13 protein-coding genes are annotated in these 16626 nt (G+C 67.9%); 4 read left to right on the forward strand and 9 right to left on the reverse strand.

What is annotated here, in order from left to right; genetic code table 11:
• Positions 1 to 135: 135 nt before the first annotated feature.
• Positions 136 to 1182 carry a FecCD family ABC transporter permease gene (locus ACFWPX_RS24575; protein WP_378929336.1) on the reverse strand — a complete coding sequence of 349 codons (1047 nt, stop codon included), beginning with the start codon at positions 1180 to 1182 and terminating at the stop codon, positions 136 to 138.
• A 110-nt stretch (positions 1183 to 1292) separates the two neighbouring features.
• On the opposite strand from ACFWPX_RS24575, the gene ACFWPX_RS24580 reads away from it, so the two are divergent.
• A complete protein-coding gene (locus ACFWPX_RS24580; RefSeq protein WP_378912866.1) occupies positions 1293 to 1991 on the forward strand; it encodes a hypothetical protein in 699 nt (232 codons plus the stop codon).
• A gap of 15 nt (positions 1992 to 2006) precedes the next feature.
• Here the strand turns inward: ACFWPX_RS24580 and ACFWPX_RS24585 are convergent, their stop codons facing one another.
• From ACFWPX_RS24585 to ACFWPX_RS24605, 5 genes are all read right to left on the reverse strand, one after another.
• Positions 2007 to 3443 carry a wax ester/triacylglycerol synthase family O-acyltransferase gene (locus tag ACFWPX_RS24585; RefSeq protein WP_378929338.1) on the reverse strand — a complete coding sequence of 479 codons (1437 nt, stop codon included), beginning with the start codon at positions 3441 to 3443 and terminating at the stop codon, positions 2007 to 2009.
• On the reverse strand, positions 3440 to 4477 hold the full coding sequence (locus ACFWPX_RS24590; RefSeq protein WP_378929340.1) for an alpha/beta hydrolase: 1038 nt from the start codon (positions 4475 to 4477) through the stop codon (positions 3440 to 3442). Before ACFWPX_RS24590 ends, ACFWPX_RS24585 begins: the two co-directional genes overlap by 4 nt.
• Before the next feature lie 1506 nt (positions 4478 to 5983).
• Positions 5984 to 6496, reverse strand: a complete 513-nt coding sequence (locus ACFWPX_RS24595) for a pyridoxamine 5'-phosphate oxidase family protein (protein ID WP_378929342.1) — start codon at positions 6494 to 6496, stop codon at positions 5984 to 5986.
• Entirely contained in the window at positions 6493 to 6939 is a 447-nt protein-coding gene (locus tag ACFWPX_RS24600; RefSeq protein ID WP_378929344.1) for a nitroreductase/quinone reductase family protein, read from the reverse strand. Before ACFWPX_RS24600 ends, ACFWPX_RS24595 begins: the two co-directional genes overlap by 4 nt.
• Before the next feature lie 34 nt (positions 6940 to 6973).
• Complete coding sequence (locus ACFWPX_RS24605; RefSeq protein WP_378929346.1) at positions 6974 to 10198, reverse strand: BTAD domain-containing putative transcriptional regulator; 3225 nt, start codon at positions 10196 to 10198, stop codon at positions 6974 to 6976.
• A gap of 146 nt (positions 10199 to 10344) precedes the next feature.
• On the opposite strand from ACFWPX_RS24605, the gene ACFWPX_RS24610 reads away from it, so the two are divergent.
• Positions 10345 to 11922, forward strand: a complete 1578-nt coding sequence (locus ACFWPX_RS24610) for an MFS transporter (RefSeq protein WP_378929348.1) — start codon at positions 10345 to 10347, stop codon at positions 11920 to 11922.
• A gap of 158 nt (positions 11923 to 12080) precedes the next feature.
• Here ACFWPX_RS24610 and ACFWPX_RS24615 read toward each other — a convergent pair whose 3' ends face one another.
• Positions 12081 to 12701: a maleylpyruvate isomerase family mycothiol-dependent enzyme gene (locus tag ACFWPX_RS24615; protein ID WP_378929350.1), complete on the reverse strand. Its 621-nt coding sequence runs from the start codon at positions 12699 to 12701 to the stop codon at positions 12081 to 12083.
• A 70-nt stretch (positions 12702 to 12771) separates the two neighbouring features.
• On the opposite strand from ACFWPX_RS24615, the gene ACFWPX_RS24620 reads away from it, so the two are divergent.
• A complete protein-coding gene (locus tag ACFWPX_RS24620; RefSeq protein ID WP_378929353.1) occupies positions 12772 to 13767 on the forward strand; it encodes a MerR family transcriptional regulator in 996 nt (331 codons plus the stop codon).
• Here ACFWPX_RS24620 and ACFWPX_RS24625 read toward each other — a convergent pair.
• Both ACFWPX_RS24625 and ACFWPX_RS24630 read right to left on the reverse strand, forming a co-directional pair.
• The gene (locus ACFWPX_RS24625; RefSeq protein ID WP_378912856.1) at positions 13722 to 14234 is read right to left on the reverse strand and encodes a L,D-transpeptidase; all 513 of its coding nucleotides are present in this window, start codon (positions 14232 to 14234) and stop codon (positions 13722 to 13724) included. The two genes, ACFWPX_RS24620 and ACFWPX_RS24625, sit on opposite strands and share 46 nt — an antisense overlap.
• Before the next feature lie 184 nt (positions 14235 to 14418).
• Positions 14419 to 15576, reverse strand: coding sequence for an FAD-dependent monooxygenase (locus tag ACFWPX_RS24630; protein WP_378929356.1), 1158 nt, complete (start codon positions 15574 to 15576; stop codon positions 14419 to 14421).
• Between the two features lie 82 nt (positions 15577 to 15658).
• Here ACFWPX_RS24630 and ACFWPX_RS24635 point away from each other — a divergent pair, with 82 nt between their 5' ends.
• Positions 15659 to 16363, forward strand: a complete 705-nt coding sequence (locus ACFWPX_RS24635; protein ID WP_378929360.1) for a TetR family transcriptional regulator — start codon at positions 15659 to 15661, stop codon at positions 16361 to 16363.
• Positions 16364 to 16626 lie beyond the last annotated feature (263 nt).

Here is a 16626-nt window from a genome sequence, read left to right on the forward strand (position 1 = left end):
CCAGCGATACCGGCCCGATCCGCAGGGCGGGACGCACCTTCCGCAGCCCGACGACCGCCGCACCCGCACTCGTCGATTCCGTGTCGATCTGATCGGTGCTCACCTGTTCGACGTCGGTGTTCGACTCGATCTTGCTCACAGCGACACCAACTTCTTACGACGTACCAACGCGATGAAGAACGGCGCGCCGACCGCGGCCAACATCACCCCGACCTGGAGTTCACCGGGCCGGGCGACCACCCGTCCGGCGACGTCGGCGACGAGCAGCAGCAACCCGCCGAGCAGTCCGGAGTAGGGGATCAGCCACTTGTTGTCCGGTCCGGTGATGGTCCGCGCCATGTGCGGAACCACCAGCCCCAGAAACGCGATCGGCCCGATCGCCGCGGTCGCCCCGCCGCTGAGCAGCACCACCGCGAACAGGCCGAAGGCCCGTGCCCGGGTGACGTCGACGCCGAGTCCGCGGGCGACATCGTCACCGAGGCTCAGCAGATTCAGGCTGGGTGCCGCGGCCATGGCCATGCCGATGCCGACCACCAGAAATGGCAGGACCTCCCAGAACACTTCCGCTTCGCGCCCGGCCACATTGCCGACCACCCAGAACCGATAGGTATCGAGCGCCGCGTTGTCGAGCACGATGATCGCGTTCGTCATCGCCTGGAGGAAGGCGGTGACCGCCGCGCCTGCCAGGATCAGGCTCAGCGGACTCGCCTTACCCCCGCCGATCGAGGACACCCCGAACACGATCACCCCCGCGATCGCCGACCCGGCGAAGGCGAACCAGATGTACTGCGCGGGCGCGGTGAAACCGAAAAGGAAGATGCTCAGCGCCGCCAGGAAGCCCGCGCCCGCATTCAGTCCTAACAATCCGGCATCAGCGAGCGGATTCCGGGTATACCCCTGGATGAGCGCGCCCGCGACGCCCAGCGCCATCCCGGCGATCAGGGCCAATGCGGTGCGCGGCAGACGAAGCTCACGCACGATTTCCTCGGCGGTGGAGCGGGCCGGGCATCGGAACGGGCCGCCGTCGCAGCCGAGGGCGTGCGAGACGGCGTCGAACACCGTGGTGGGTGCGAGCGAGCGGGTGCCGATGGCAATGCTCGCCACCACCGCCACGGTGAGCAAGACAACGAGCAGCAGAAGCCCGGTCAGACGACGACGTCTGACGGTGCCAGGGTGGATCACGGCGACGAACTTCTCCTGCCTTGAAACCGGACACGACTTGTGAAGTCTGGTAAGCCTAACCTATGTTCCGAGACATCATCGTCACGGGAACCAACGTTCGAGGAGGTTCGATGTCCGAGCCCGTCACCACCGCCATTTCCCGCACCACCGCCGCGTTCGACCGCGCCTGTGCCAGGTTGCAATCGCTGCAACCGGAGCATCCGCGCGTGTATGCCGTCGCGGCGATGAGCGGGCAGGGCAAACGGCGATGGTGGCATGTGCCCAACGGGCTGTCCGAGGGCCGCGTCGAGCTGATGTACCGACGCCATGCCGCGGAAATGATCAACGACGAGATCGCCGCCGAAGTGGTCGCCACCGCGCTCATCCACGCCGTAGCGGGCCGGGTCACCGCGCTGTTCGTGATGGACGCGCAGGCCTGGGATCCCGGCCGTGACAACCTGTGGATCCACCACGACAACGACGGCGGCATCGACTGGGCGGGGCTGACCGACACCACAATTCGCGTCGTCGACTCCGATCCCGAACCCGGCGCTGTCGCCTTCCCCTGCGAAGCCGCCATGGCGGTCTGGCTCGCCCAACGCTGCGCCTCCTCGCTGATCCCGTTGCAATCGGTCCTCACCCGGTGCTCGGGCCTGCCCGCTCGCCGTTTCTGGACCCTCGTCGGTGAATCCATCATCGGTGCGGCGACCTACGTCCCCGACCTGGCGCGCGCCGACATCGCCGCGGGCGCGCGCCGCGGCCAGCTCCTGCTCGGTGCCTTCGAGGAACGCGGCCTGCCGGTCCGCCGCAGCAGCTGCCTGCAACGCTAGCCAGGACGTCGATGCTCAGGCGCCGGTAGGTGCCGGATTTTCGAGACTGTGCAAGGCGGCGGCGAGTTCGCGGAACGACGCGAGGATCAGCTCGTCGTAGTGGTCGGGGTCCGGCATCATCGCGGCGTTCGTCGTGATCGCGATGACGATCTCGTCACCCTGCGAAGTGATCAGGTGACGCAGGCCGTCGCCGTCGAGAATCGGCAGCGAGCCGACCGCTCGGCGAACCGGCCTGCCACAGAAGACCAGGCTGTCGGTCACCGGCGGCACGTTGCTGATCGTGGTGTTACAGAACGGCACCGTCGCCGAGTCGTCGAAACGCCGTTGCGCCCTTGCCCATCCGGCGGCGCGCAGCAGCAGGGCAGGTGCCGTCTCCACCCGCAGTTCGGTGCGTTGCACCACCGGATCGGCGGTGCGCTGTTTGGCACGGCCCGCGGACTGCTTTATCGCGGTGAGCCGCTGGATCGGGTCGCCGATATCGGTGTGCAGGTCCACGATCATCTGGCTGAGCTGATTCGCCGAATCCCATTCGGCGACACCGCGCATCGACATCGGCACCATCGCGGCCAGCGAGCCCTCGGGCACCTCGTCGTGCTCGGCGAGATAGGTGGCCAGCGCGCCGGAAATCGTGGTCAGCATCAGGTCGTTGATCGTGACCCGCTGTGTCGCCGCGGCTTTCGCGGCGAGCACCTCCGACATCGGGATCGGCACCAGGTGAAAGGTCAGCGCCGCGTCGATGTCGCGGTTGAACCTGGTCGCGGGGCGTAGCGGGGCGGGATCGTGGACCGTGCCCGCGTCGACCAGCGCCCGCAGTTCGTCCCGGGCCATCCGCGCGCGCCGCAGACCGGCGCCGAAGCGCACCGGTGCGCTCATGAGCGCACCGGCCGTGCGCACAGCGGTGGTCAGCGGCCGTGCCCTGTCCAGCTGGACCGCGGGCGCGGAGCCCGTTCCGAACAGGTGCTGCTCGAGCGCTCTGGTCGCGACACCGTCGCCGACGCTGTGGTGGAACTTCAGCACCACGATCGTGGTCGTGCCCGGCATCCCCGGTACGCCCTCGACACGATCCAGCACGTGCAGCTCCCACGGCGGTCGCGTCAAATCCATTCGGGCCGAAGTGATCTCGGCTATCCGTGTGCGGGCGTCTGCCCAGGTGCCTGACCCGTCCAGGGTGATGTGGTCGCGCACGGACAGCGTGTGGTCGGGCTCCCAGTACGGCAGATCGAGGTCCATCGGTACGTGCCGCAAGCGCCGGTGGAACAGTTGCGCGTGCCCGATGCTCGCCCGCGCCCAGTCCGCCACCTGCGCGATCGTCAACGGTTCGTGCCGCGGCGCCGACGAGTCCGCGAAGTAGACCGCGACGATGTTCGACAGGTGCCGGTCGGTCTCGTCGTAGACGAACACCGCGTCGCGTGGGCTCAGCCGCTGGGTGCCCACCCGGAGTTCGTCGCTCATATGCCAAGGGCTGTCGCCATCATCGGCCAGGAGGCGTGTAGGTCGTCCTCCCAGTAGCCCCAGGAATGGGTGCCGGTCGGGCGGATGTTGTAGGTGATATTCGTGCGGCCGAGCTCTCGGGTCCGCTGCGCCAAACTCGCCGTGCAATACGCCGTCGCGGCTTCGATGCCACCGCCGACGAGCATTTGATTCGTCAGAATCGACGTCGGATTCTTTCCGTTGATATGCACGCGCGGATTCGACAGCGTGTCGTGCGGCCCCGGCAATCCGGTGCCCGCGGAAATATAGATCGGGATATTCGGCAAACGATGAGCTTGTACGTAGGGATCGTGCTCGCGCCACGCGGCGTCGGACTCCGGACCCCACATGTTCTCGGTGTTCCCGCCGCCCATCCGCACGACGAGGGAGACGAAGGCGCGGCCGATCGGATCGCTGGTCATCGCGCAGCCGCTGTACGCGGAGACGCTGCGGTACAGCTCAGGCGCCTGGATCGCGAGATCGAGGACCGAGGTTCCCGCCATCGAGATGCCGGCCAGCGAGTTGACGCCGTTCGTGGCGAAGGCCGCGTCGATCACGGGCGGCAGTTCCTGGGTGAGGAACGTCGTCCACATGTTGTTGCCGTTGTTCTCGAGGTTCTTCGCCAGGCCGGGGTCCGGTCGCTGCCAGTCGGTGTAGTAACTGAACGCGCCTTCCATGGGGATGACGACGTTGACATGCTTGTCGGCGAAGAACCCGCCGGCATCGGTCTGACCTGGCCAGTTGGCCGAATCCTCGCCGCCGCCCGCGCCGTTGAGCAGATACAGCGTCGGTGCCGGGACCGAGGTGTCGGCCGGTCGAAGTACCCGCAGCGCGATCGTGCGATCCATGGCGGGGGAGTAGACGCTGATATCGGCGACCTGGGCGGACTGCGTCCGGCTCACCAGGCGCGCGCCGGGCGCGGCCGATGCCTGCGCGCCGCCGACGAAGACGGGCGTCGCGGCGACTGCCATGACACAGACGGCCGACATGACGGCGCGGAGCATTTCGTTCTTCATGGTGTTGCGAGCCTGCTGACTTCTCGGGCGGGAACGGGGGCCGACCACAGTGTGGCCGACCCCCGAACCGCGCTGACTACGTTCGCTGGGATTACTTGCCTGGGGTGGGGGTGCCACCGCTCACGCTGATCAGCGCCTGAGGCGGGTGGCTAGACGCCGCCGGGGGGTGTGCCACCGCTCAGGCTGATCAGCGCGTCGACGAAGGGCAGGGCGCCGTTTCCGAGGCTGGCCATACCTGTCGCGAACAATTCGTAAAGGGATCCCACGTGTTACTCCTGAAGATGGGGAAATTCGACATCTGGGCTGAATCGACGGTGTCGACCGGTGTCAGGTCACGGGAAGAACGCTTCCACCGAGCCAAGGAAAGTCCCGAGCAGGAGGTCGCCCGAGTTCGCGGACGCCATTCCGCCCAGGATGCCGAGCAGCAGCTCGTCGAATGAGCCCATGATGTATCTCCTTTCGCTGTTGTCCAGCCCCCGGAACTGGGGTGGTAGCCCCGGTTCGGGTGATTGTCACAATCGGTAGCTGATGTGATGCCGGTAACGTAGCGCCGTCTCCGAAGTGTGGCAACCCGATGTTTCACTCATCCTGATTCGTTCATTTTTTTCTTTCCCGATGGAAGCAGCTGAACGGTTGCCGCGATGTTCGTCTCGGACTACGTGTGACCTGTAGTTACCGCGACTGTCTGGCCGAAGCGGGTCGCGCTCGACTGGCTTAGTGTTGCTGGGTGATGCGCCGTTGCTCTTACTCCTAGTAGGTGTTGTGGCGTCGGCAATCCTCTTTATTTCCGGTGTATACCCGTGAATCATTATGTGCATCAGCTATCAAAATGCGGCGTTGACACCACCCTGTGTAGTCGGTTGGATTGGGGGGGGGGCGGACCGTGAACGGCCCGCCCCCGATTGTCTTGCCGCGTATTACTTACCCGGTGTCGGCGTACCGCCGCTGACCGTGATCAGTGCTTGAATGAAAGGCAGAACGGCCTCGCTCAAGCTTCCTGCGCCGGTCTGCATCAATTCGTAGAGCGATCCCATGTTTGTTCTCCTCGGGTGAGCTGAAAATCGAACCCGTTCTCGAGTTCGGTTGTGTTCGTCGGGTGACGCGGTTTACGGGAAGAAGGCCTCGACCGAGCCGAGGAAGACGGCGAGAAGCCCGTCGCCCTCTACCATGGAACCCAGTCCCGCAATTGCGGCCATCATTATCTCCGTCAGCGAACCCATGGTGAATCTCCTTGCATGATTGGTAAGCATCCCGCCGGAAAATGGGGTTACCGTCGGCCGGGATGTGGATCACAATCAGATATCTGCTGTTGTGATGTGGGTAACGTAGCTCCGCTTATTTTCTTCGGCAAGGAAATCGTCTGATTCGCGCAATTCGGACAGGGATCCTTCCCGATGGAAGGGTTGACGGATGTTGGTATCTGTCACGAAGGATCGCGCCGTGACCTGTACAGACGTCCAATCCCGTCAGCGGGACGGCGAACGGTCACGTTCGCCGCCGAATCTGTCAATCCCCCTGGAGTAGGCCGCGCCAGATGCGGGCCGGAATTCCGCTGACCAGATCCCGGCGTCGCAGCACCTGGATCCGCCACGGGTCGAGGCGAAGCACCTGGAAGGCGGGGTCGTCGGGTCCCTGCCAGAACTGCCCGGGGTCGTAGCCCGCGCCGGGCGGGCTGCCGTGCCGGTACAGGTCCCACACGTGTGCGCGCTCGCCGGGATCATCGGTCCATTCGGCGACCGTATCGACGGCGACGGTGTTCTGCGCCGGGCTCCAGTAGGAGAACGTCACGTGCGGATTTCCCGCGATATGGGCGGCCTTTACCGGAGTGCGGTAGGTACCGAGCCAGCCGACCGGGTCGTCGGTATCGGTTTCCCAGACCGGAATCAGGACGCGCGAGCGCGGTCGGCCCTCGGCGTCGACGGTGGTCATGGTCGCGTAGTTGATGGCGCCGACGATGGCGTCGAAGTCGGGTTTGATATCGGCGAACGTGCGGACGTGGGCGCGCGTGCGGTTACTCACTGCTGCTCCTCGACGCGTTCGAGCACGACAACCGGAATCGGCCGCGCGGCCAGTCGGGCGTAGTGCCGGTAGACGGGTGCCTGCGCGAGCATCAACTGCCAGAGTCGTTGATACTCCGCGCCTTCTGTAGCCCGGGCCCGCACACGGAACCGATCGGCCTCGACCTGGACATCTGCCTCGGGTGTGGCGAGCAGATTCCGGTACCACTGCGGGAGTTCGGTACGGCCGGGCACCGATCCGGAGGCCACCAGTACGAGGCGGTCGCCGTCGCGGCCGAAGAACAGTCCGGTGCGCCTGCGTACTCCGGTCCGCCGGCCGATGGTGGTGAGAACGAGGTTGGTGGTGCCGCCTTCGAGGAAGCCGTCACGCCCGTCGGTGGCGAGGTAGCGGCGGACGTGGTCGGTCACCGAGGGATCGGGGCTGTCGGTCACGGTGTGAGTCATGGGTTCACCGTGCACCGGTGGACTTCGGACGGACTCAGGATGGACTTCGGGCGTGCTCCGTCTGCAGCGTGTGGGGGTCGGTGGTCCGGCCCGCGTCGAGTTCGGTGGTGAGCCGGTCGGCGCCGATGTCGGCCACGATGCGTGCCTCGATCCGGTCGACATCCCCGCGTTCGGCCTCGGGCAGCGGAGCGCCGGTGGACCGGCGGAGGGTGTCGGCGGCGCCGAGTAGCCGAGCCGCGTACGCGGAATACCCTGCGAGCGAACGCGCGCCGGCGAGACCTTCCAGCGCGAGTGCGTGGGCGCGGGGATCGCCGGTGCGCAGGGCGGAGTCGAGTCCGCGCAGGTGCTGGTGTTCGGCTTCGTCGGCGTCACCGGCGAGTTCGGCGGTGAAGCCCAGTTCGGCGAGGATCAGGGCGGCGCCGAAATGCGATCCGGACCGCAGATGCCAGTCCAGCCAGGTGCCGAGGTACTCGCGGGCCGCGACCAGGTCGCCGCGGCGCCGGGCGACCAGGCCGAGCCCGAGTACCGCGGATTCCTCGCCGACCAGGTGTCCCTGATCGACCGCCACCCGACGGGCCCGCTCGTGGAGTTCGGCGCTGCGGTCGAGCTCACCGCGCAGCAAGGCGATCCGGCCGAGCGAGGTGAGCCGCTCGCCGACTTCGGTCCATAGCCCGAGTTCTTCGGCGGTGGCCAGCGCGCTGCGGTGACAGTCGCGGGCGGCATCGAGGTCGCCGGTCACTTCGGCATGGCTGCCGAGCAGGAAGCCCGCGAGGGCCTGGCCCCAGCGATCACCTACCCGCGCGAACAGATCCCGGCTGCGTTCGGCGTGCTCGCACAGGCCTGCCAGGTCGCCGCGGGCGAACGCGTCCCGCGCCAGTGATACCGAGGCCGCCGCGATACCCCAGTCGTCGGCGTTGTCGGCGAAGGCATTTCGTAGGTCGGCCGCGTCGTCCATCCCCTGCTGGGCGGCGAATCCGGAGTACACGTGCGCGAGGTACCAGCGGGCACGCAGTTCCGCCGGTGTGGGTCGCTCGGTCACGGCGGGCAGTGTGTCGACGGTGCGGCCGACACCGACTTCGAGCGCGCCGCGCCACAGCAGCGCCACCCGGCGCGCGGCGGCATCGGTCTCGCCGGGCACCGCGAGGGCGATGCCGAGGGACCGGATGCCCTCGGCGAGGCGTCCCCGCATCACCCAGTACCAGGCGAGCGCGTTGACCAATCGCAGCGCGTCCGCGGATCTGCCCGCGGCACGGGCGGTTTCGAGTGCCCGGCGCAGATCGGCGGATTCGGCGTCCAGCCGAGACAGCCAGCGGCGCTGGTCACCGGTACGAAGGTGCTGGTCGGCGCGTTCGGCGAACGCGAGGTAGTAGGCGAGATGCCGCAGCCGCGTGCCGGATTCCTCGCCGCTGTCGCGCAGCCGGTCGGCACCGTAGGCGGCGATCGATTTCAGCAGGCGATAGCGCGGGCGGACATCGGCGGCGGGTGTGATGATCAGGGAACGATCGACCAGGCGGGCCAGCAACTCCGCGACGTCGGGACCCGCGATAGCGCCACCCGCGCAGACCGCCTCGGCCGATTCCAGTGTGCCGCCGTCGGCATGGGCCGAAAGTCGGCGCAGCACAGCACGTTCGGGTTCATCGAGGAGTTCCCAACTCCAATCGATCACCGCGCGCAGGGTGCGCTGCCGATCCGGTGCGTCCCGATAGCCGGACGACAGCAGCGTGAAACGGTCCTCGATCCGTTCGGCGAGGGTGTGGACGCCGAGCGCGCGGACCCGGGTCGCCGCCAGTTCCAGGGCCAGCGGCAGGCCGTCGAGACGGGTGACGATGGTCGCGATCGCGGCGGCATTGTCGACGGTGACGGTGAAGCCGGGTGCGCTCGAGCGCGCACGTTCGACGAAAAGCTGTGCGGCTGGGGAAATGTCGGCCGCTCCGGTATCGCTCGTGGCGGGCACGGCCAACGGTGCCACGTGCCAGATGAATTCGCCCGCGATGTTCAGCGGCACCTGACTGGTGACCAGTACTCGCAGGTCGGGGGCGGCGGCCAGCAGCCGCGACACGAGCGTGGCGGCGGCCTCGGCCACGTGCTCACCGTTGTCGAGCACGAGCAGCAATTGCTTGCCGCGCACCGCGTCGGCCAGATGAGCGAGCTGAGTTCCGTTGTCGGGTACCGGGAACGGGCTCGATCCCGCGGAGTCGTCACGGACATCGAAGGCTGCCGTCACGACCTCGGTGAGTGTCGTCAACGCGCTGTCCGGGTCGGCACCGAGGCACAGCCCGGCGAGCTCGACGAACAACACGCCCTCACGCGCGGAATGCCCGGCCGCGGTGGCCACTGCGAGGCGGGTCTTGCCGACTCCGCCCGGGCCGGTGAGGGTCACCAGCCGTTCGGCGTGGATCAGCGCATCGATCGCGGCGAGGTCGTCTTCGCGCCCGATGAGCGAGGTCGCGGGCACGGGCAGCGCGGGGCGTGGTGTCACGGGCGCGGTGGGTGCGGGCCGAACCGGCGCGCCGAGGGCCGGATCCTGTTCCAGCACAGCACGATGCAGGGCGGCGAGCTCGGGACTCGGGTCGAGACCGAGTTCCTCGGCGAGGTGTTCGCGCAGGCGCCGATAAGAATCAAGGGCCTCGCCGTGTCGCCCCGACCGGTACAGCGCCAGCATGTGGGCCGCGCGCAGCCGCTCGCGCAGCGGATGTAGCGCGGTGAGCTCGCCGAGTTCGCCGGCGACCCGATCGTGTTCGCCGAGGGTGATCCGGGCCTGCGCGAGTTCCTCGACGGCCGTGAGTCGCTGTTCCTCGAGGCGCAGCACCGGAATCCGCGCGAAGTCGTGATCGGCGAGGTCGGCCAGTACCTCGCCGCGCCACAGCGCTAGTGCTTCCGCGAGAAGTGTTGCCCGAGTGTCAGTCTCGTCGGTCGCGCGCGCCTGATGGAGCAGCTGCTGGAACACCTGGGAGTCCACCGCGCCCGCGGCGACTTCGAGGACATAGCCGGGGGAGCGCGACACCAGCAACTCCCGCCCGCCGGCTTCGGCGTCGCCGAGAACCCGGCGCAATTGCGAGGCCCGGGTCTGCAACGAACCCGCCGGGTTGGTGGGCAACGCCGTACCCCACAGATCTTCGACGAGCCGGTCGGCGGGCACGATCCGGCCCGGTTCGACCAAGAGCGCGCCGAGCAGAACGCGCACCTTGAGTTCTGGAACCCGGACGGCCTGTCCATCGTCGGTCCAGACCGCCAACGGACCGAGCACTCCGAAACGCATTCACCCACCCTAAACGGCCCGGGTGCGGGTGCGTCGATACCCCGGCGGCGGCAGCTCGAGGTCGTCTGGAGTCGACCCGAAGGGTTCCCGAAGTGCGGCCCGGCACTGTCGGTCCCAGTTCGAATCGTCCTCGAAGGGAAACCCTGATGTCCGAGTTCACCGATATCCCCGAGCGGGCAGGTACCCGCCAATGGCTGGGACTTGCGGTACTGCTCCTGCCGACGGTGCTGCTGTTCCTCAGCATGACCGTGCTGTTCCTGGCCACCCCCTACATCGCGGCGGACCTGTCGCCCAGCAGCGGCCAGCTGTTGTGGATCAACGACATCTACGGGTTCGTGATGGCGGGGTTCCTTGTCACCATGGGCACCCTCGGTGACCGGCTCGGCCGTCGCAGGCTGCTGCTGGCCGGTGCCGCGGTGTTCGGCATCGCCTCGGTCCTTGCCGCGTTCGCGCCCGGCCCCGACCTGCTGATCGGGGCGCGTGCGCTGATGGGTCTCGGCGCGGCCGCCGTCATGCCCGCCACGCTGTCGCTGATCACGACGATGTTCCGCGACGACCGCCAGCGCGCCACCGCCATCGGTCTGTGGGCGGCATCGGTGTCGGCCGGTGTGGCGCTGGGCCCACTGCTCGGCGGGCTCCTGCTCGACTCGCTGTGGTGGGGTGCGTCCATGCTGATCGGCGTGCCGGTGATGGCGCTCGTCGTGCTCGCGGTGCCGGTGCTGATTCCGGAATACCGTGCGCCCCAGGCGGGTCGGCTCGACCCGATCAGCGTCGCGCTGTCGCTGGCCGCGCTGCTGCCGTTCGTCTACGGCGTGAAGAAGCTGGCCGAGACCGGGTTCACCGCCGAGTCGGTGCTCACCCTGCTCGTCGGTGTGGGGTTCGCGGTGGTCTTCGTTCGCAGGCAGCTGCGACTGTCCGACCCGTTGCTCGACGTGCGCCTGTTCGCGAACCGGACGTTCAGCGGCTCGCTCGGCGTGTACATGCTCGCCGCGATCGCGCTGGGCGGGGTGTACCTGCTGTTCACCCAGTACCTGCAGTTGGTCGCCGCCCAGTCGCCGCTGCAGGCCGGACTGTGGATCCTGCCTGCCGCGATCGCGCTGGTCATCGTTTCGACGGTGACCCCGGCCATCGCCCGCCGTGTCCGTCCGGCGTATGTGATCGCCGGGGGCTTGGCGCTGTCGACCGTCGGCTATCTGGCGCTCACCCAGGTCGAGAGCGTGGCGGGGTTGCCGCTGCTCATCGTCGGCTTCTACATCCTGTACCCGGGCATCGCCCCGGCCATGGCGTTGATCCCCGGCCTGGTCATCGGTGCGGCACCCGCGGAGAAGGCGGGCGCGGCGTCGGCGGTGGACAGCACTGCCAGCGATCTGGGTGTGGCACTGGGCGTCGCCCTGCTCGGCAGTATGGGAGCGGCGGTCTACCGGGCAGGAATGTCGGGCGAAGCGGGCGCCGCCGCGGAAACCCTGCCCGGCGCGCTGAGTTCGGCCGAGTCCCTGCCCGCCGAGGTCGCCGAGTCCGTCGTGGCCGCCGGCCGCGAGGCGTTCACCAACGGCCTCAACGCCGCGGCCTGGGCCGCCGCTGTGCTCTCCGCGGTGGGTGCGGTGCTGGCGGTCGCGCTGCTGCGCCGGATCCCGGCCGGTGCGACGTCCGTTCCGGAAACTGAGGAGACAACAGAGGTCTCGGCGGCAGTGGGTGACACCGAGCGAACCACCGCCGCTGTCTGACCGGCGCGGGATCCCGCCGATCGAAGCGATCCGCAGCACCCGTTCGCCGGTGCTGCGGATCGCAATGCGTTGCACTATATGAGCTTCGATATCTTTGCACCGCACGTAATGGATTTGCACCGCACGTCATGGAGTTGCGGGCCGATGCCATCGCATGGCTACGGTCGGCTACCTCGATCATCGGGGGAGGTGCGGCCGGTGACCACCATCAGCAGTTCTGCCGCTGTGCCGGTGATCGGCGTGCCGCTTCCCGCGGTCCAGGAGGCGTCGGTGGTGGTCAGGGAGTATCCGGCCAGACGCTTTCGCGCGTGGAACGGTGCGCCCATCGTCCACACGCGGTCCAGCGAAAGTCGCGCTGCCGTCGGCGGCATGACCCGGTCGATACCGAGCGGGACGGCGATGTCCTGCCCGTGAACCAGCAGATCCATCAGCCGGTCGATGGGTGTGGTGCCGATCGGGATGGCTCTGGAGTCGATCGTGGCGCGCAGTTGGGCGAGCAATTCGGTGGTCGGTGTTCGGTCGGCGTGCCGGACGGCGGTGTCGTGAACGAGACGGTCGGTGTTGCCGCGAGCGCGAATCAGGTTCACCAGCAGGGCGGTGATCGTGACGCGGGTGGCCAGCACGAGGTGGGCCACCACGTCGCGAACTCGCCATCCCGCGCACAGCGTCGCGGCATCCCACGCCGATTCGGGCAGGTCGTGCAGCAATTCGATCAGGGTGGCGCGCTCCTGGGCCACTGCCTGCCAGATCGTGTCGTTCATCGTGTCGTGTGCGGTCATCGTCGAGTCTCCTTCACGTGGGTGTCCTCGGTACCGTAGGAGTTCCACCGAGGTGGAGGTGCCAGCGAAAGTGACCCACATCACGTATCTGACGATCGGCGAGCTCGCCGCCCGAACCGGTGTCGCGGTGCGAACGGTCCGGTTCTACTGCGATGCGGGCCTCCTTGCTGCCGCGCGCTCGCCGACCGGGCACCGAGTGTTCGAACCAGGCGCGGTCGATCGACTCCTGCTGTTGCGCCGGTTGCGTTCCTTCGGCATCGGACTCACGGCGATCGAGGACGTGCTGGACGGCACCCGATCGATCGCGGAGGTGATCGCGGCCGAACGGGTAGCCGTCGACGACGAGCTCGACGCGCTGAACCGTCGTCGGGCGCTGCTGCGCGCTGTCGAATCGGCGGCCCCCGACATCCACGACGAGCACCTGAATCTGCTTGCCGCCGTGATCGATCCGCGAGCCGCCCACGATGTGCTGGTCGCGTTCTGGCGCCGACAACTCGCCCCGCTACCGACCTCGGCCATCGACGGCTTCCTCAGCATGAACGTCCCCGAACTGACCGCCGACGCCCACCCCGAACACCTCATCGCCTACGCGGAACTGATTGCCGCCGTCTCGAACCCGGACATCGCGACCGCCATGTACGACACCCTCCGCCACCGCAGCACCCCCGGCATCCGCGATGAACGCCGCCTGCTGTTCGACGTCGCCGATGCCTGCGTCGCGGCAGCACCCCTCGTGGCCGCAGGCCACCCACCCCACCCCGGCGCCGAACTCGACCACTACGTCGACGTCCACGCCACCGCCCGCGGCCGCCGCGACACCGCGGCCTTCCGCCGCCAGCTCCTCACCGACGCCGCGGGCGCGGACCACCGAGTCCGCCGATACTGGCACCTGACAACAACATTCACCGGCGCGGCCGTCACCTCCGGCGCCGCCCAACTCTGGCTCTTCGACGCCTTGACCACCTCGGTGACGCGAAAAGGGGAGACCGATGACCGGCCTCCCCTTTCTCGAATCAGGACTCAGGGAACAACTTCGACGATGTCGCCCGGTTCCAGCCACTCGTAGTGCGCCTTCGCGCCCTCCGGGGTCAGTCGGATGCAGCCGTGGGACTGCTCCTCGGTGGGTCCGATGTGATAGGCGATGTCGCCGTTGAAGAACACCGCGTATTCCATGGGTGCGTTGTGCAAGGTGCTCCAGTGGAACGGTTTCTTGAACGCCACCTTGAACACTCCGGGGGGCGTTTCGTAGCCGGGACGGCCGTGTGACATCGGGCTGGGCCCGAAGGTGACGTTGCCGTTGTCCATCAACCACGCGTTATTGGTCGACAGCTGCAGGCACGCACGCGCTTTCTCGCTGCACGGGGCCACCACGGGCTCCGGCGGCGGGGCGGGAATGATGGCGGGCACGCCGGGCACATCGGGCCCGCCCGGCCACAGCGGTTCGGCCTGGACGGGTGCTGCGACCGCGGCCCCGACCATCGCCGCGCACATCGCCGCCTGCACGGCCCACCGGGGAATACGACTACTACTCACGAAATCTTGCCTCTCTCGCCGCGCCCACCCCTGGTCGTCGTACGCCCAGAACATGAGCTTTCACCATCGACACAAGCCTCGGAAACATAGAGGTACAGCGATCATGGAGTATTGCGATCGTGTTGAGCAAGCCACGGGCAACGCTACCGGCGCGTCACGTGCCGAAGCATCGCCGCGGCTGGATCTAGGCCGCCGCGGCGCGGTCCGCCCGGAACACCCGGGCGGCCAACGGCGGCAACACCATCAGCCGGGTGAGCTGGTTACGCAGCCAGATCCGGGTATTCGTGGCGGGCACGAGCATGGCGCTGCCCGGACCGACCGAACGCTGGCGAGCCCGGACAATCGGCCGCAAGCTGCTTTCGTAGCGCGCGAAGGCCGCTTCGTGAGCACCCGCGGCGAGTCCGGTGGCGAGTAGGTGTGCGCCCTCGACGGCCAGTGCGGCGCCCGCGCCGGAGAAGGCGGTGGGGCAGTAGGCGGCGTCGCCGACCAGTCCGATTCGTCCGCGCGACCAGGCCGGCATGCGGATCTGGGTCATCGCGTCGAGGTAGAAGGTCGGGTCGGCGGTGGCCGCGTCGAGGAGGGCGGGGATTTCCCATCCGGCGCCGGCGAATTGTTCGCGCAGCAGGTCGACTTGCGATTGCCGGTCGCGCGGGAACTCGAACTCGCGCGAGGTGCGGAAGGCGAAGAATGCCTGTGCCGCGGTGTGATTGCCGGATCGGTACACCCCGGCGACCCGGCCCGGGGTGTTGTGCAGGGTCACCGTCCGCTGCGCGCCGAAGGCCACGTCGACGGTGGCGCTCGCGAAACCGAGCCCGAGTGGATGCGCAGCGTCCTTCTCTGGCAGCACCGCGAGATTGCGCACGCGCGAATGCAATCCGTCGGCGCCGATCACGAGATCGAACTCCGCACTGGTGCCACCGGCGAAGCCGACCTGGACCACGTCGCCGTCCTGGGTGATCGTGTCGACGGAATCGCCGAAGCGGTAGTCGACGTCGTCGGCGGTGGTGTCGTAGAGGACGCGGGCGAGGTCGCCGCGCATCACCTCGAGGTCGCCGGGCTCGCTGAATGTGCTGGTCGGCATGGTGGCGACTCGTTGTCCATCGGTATCGACGAACGTGAGCGCCCGAATATCGGTGGCGCGCTCACGCAGCGCGGGCAGCACCCCCATGGATTCGGCGATGCCGATCGACGCGCCGCGCAGATCGACGCCGTTGCCGCCCGCGCGCAGGGTCGGAGCTTGTTCGACGACGGTGGGACGGAAACCGTGCCGGGCGAGCCAGTAGGCGAGAGTAGGGCCGGCGATGCTGGCGCCGGAGATGAGAATGCGGGGATTGGTCGACATGACGACTCCTCAGTGACTGACCGGTGGTCAGTCGCCACGTTAGGCGCCTGACCGTTGGTCAGTCAAGGGATAGAATGCGCCGATGAGTGATGACGCAGCGGTCGGAACCAGGGAGCGCATCCTTGCCGTCGCGATGGACCTGTTCAGCGCGCACGGCTACCACCGCACGACGGTGCGGGCGATCGCCGACCAGCTCGATATCTCCAAAGCTGGTGTCCTCTACCATTTTCCGAGCAAGTACGACATCCTCGCCGGGCTGGCCGAGCCGCTGCTCGTCGCGCTGGCCGACGCCATGGCCGCCGCGGCCGACCCGGATCCGCGGGTCGCCCGCAGGCAGGCCCTCGAAGGCATTCTCGACGTGTACATCGAGCATCGGTATCTGCTGCGCCTCAATGTCAACGACCTCGCGCTCGCCGCGTCGGGCAGCATCTTCGAGCGGTTCCGTGACTTGATTCTGGCGGCGAACGTCCTGGTCGCGGGCCCGAATCCGACGTTGTCCGATCGTGTGCGCGCCGTGCAGGCATTAGGCGTGCTCAGTGACCCGGTGGTGTTGTTCGCGGACGAGTCACCGGACGCCCTGCGTGCGGAGGTGCTGGCCGGGGTGAACCTGCTGTACCCCGATGAGCGGAATGCTGTTGCCGTGCAACGTGGTCGACCCGCGCTGCTCGACGAGGAGGGCGTCGCCGCGGCGCGCAGGATGAGCCGGGTCGAGCAGCGCAGCGCCACGGAGATCGCCACCGCCCTCGGCATCTCGCGAGCAACGGCCTACCGGTACCTCAAGGAGTAATTATGAGACGATTTATGAGACATTAATGAGACGAAACCGCAAACACTTGACCACTTAGGTAAGCCTGACCTACTCTGAACTCGGCGTACGGATGAGCCGGTGGTCCCGAGGGCTGCGGTCGACTCCGCCATCCTGCCGCGGGGGGGGGGGGGCCCGCGGGGGTGGGGGACCACCCGGGCCCCGCCGGGTGGGCGATATCGACGTGCTCGCCCCTGGTGAGCGTGAACTCGTGCTGCGCGAGGGCCATTCGCCCGGCATCACGG

This window comes from Nocardia sp. NPDC058518 (assembly GCF_042719655.1).
GTDB lineage: Bacteria > Actinomycetota > Actinomycetes > Mycobacteriales > Mycobacteriaceae > Nocardia.

Excerpts from the sequence above, each read along its gene's own strand:
- ACFWPX_RS24580 (WP_378912866.1), top strand. The coding sequence starts at position 1,293 with ATGTCCGAGCCCGTCACCACCGCCATTTCCCGCACCACCGCCGCGTTC.
- ACFWPX_RS24585 (WP_378929338.1), bottom strand. The coding sequence starts at position 3,443 with ATGAGCGACGAACTCCGGGTGGGCACCCAGCGGCTGAGCCCACGCGAC.
- ACFWPX_RS24590 (WP_378929340.1), bottom strand. The coding sequence starts at position 4,477 with ATGAAGAACGAAATGCTCCGCGCCGTCATGTCGGCCGTCTGTGTCATG.
- ACFWPX_RS24600 (WP_378929344.1), bottom strand. The coding sequence starts at position 6,939 with ATGACTCACACCGTGACCGACAGCCCCGATCCCTCGGTGACCGACCAC.
- ACFWPX_RS24605 (WP_378929346.1), bottom strand. The coding sequence starts at position 10,198 with ATGCGTTTCGGAGTGCTCGGTCCGTTGGCGGTCTGGACCGACGATGGA.
- ACFWPX_RS24610 (WP_378929348.1), top strand. The coding sequence starts at position 10,345 with ATGTCCGAGTTCACCGATATCCCCGAGCGGGCAGGTACCCGCCAATGG.
- ACFWPX_RS24615 (WP_378929350.1), bottom strand. The coding sequence starts at position 12,701 with ATGACCGCACACGACACGATGAACGACACGATCTGGCAGGCAGTGGCC.
- ACFWPX_RS24630 (WP_378929356.1), bottom strand. The coding sequence starts at position 15,576 with ATGTCGACCAATCCCCGCATTCTCATCTCCGGCGCCAGCATCGCCGGC.
- ACFWPX_RS24635 (WP_378929360.1), top strand. The coding sequence starts at position 15,659 with ATGAGTGATGACGCAGCGGTCGGAACCAGGGAGCGCATCCTTGCCGTC.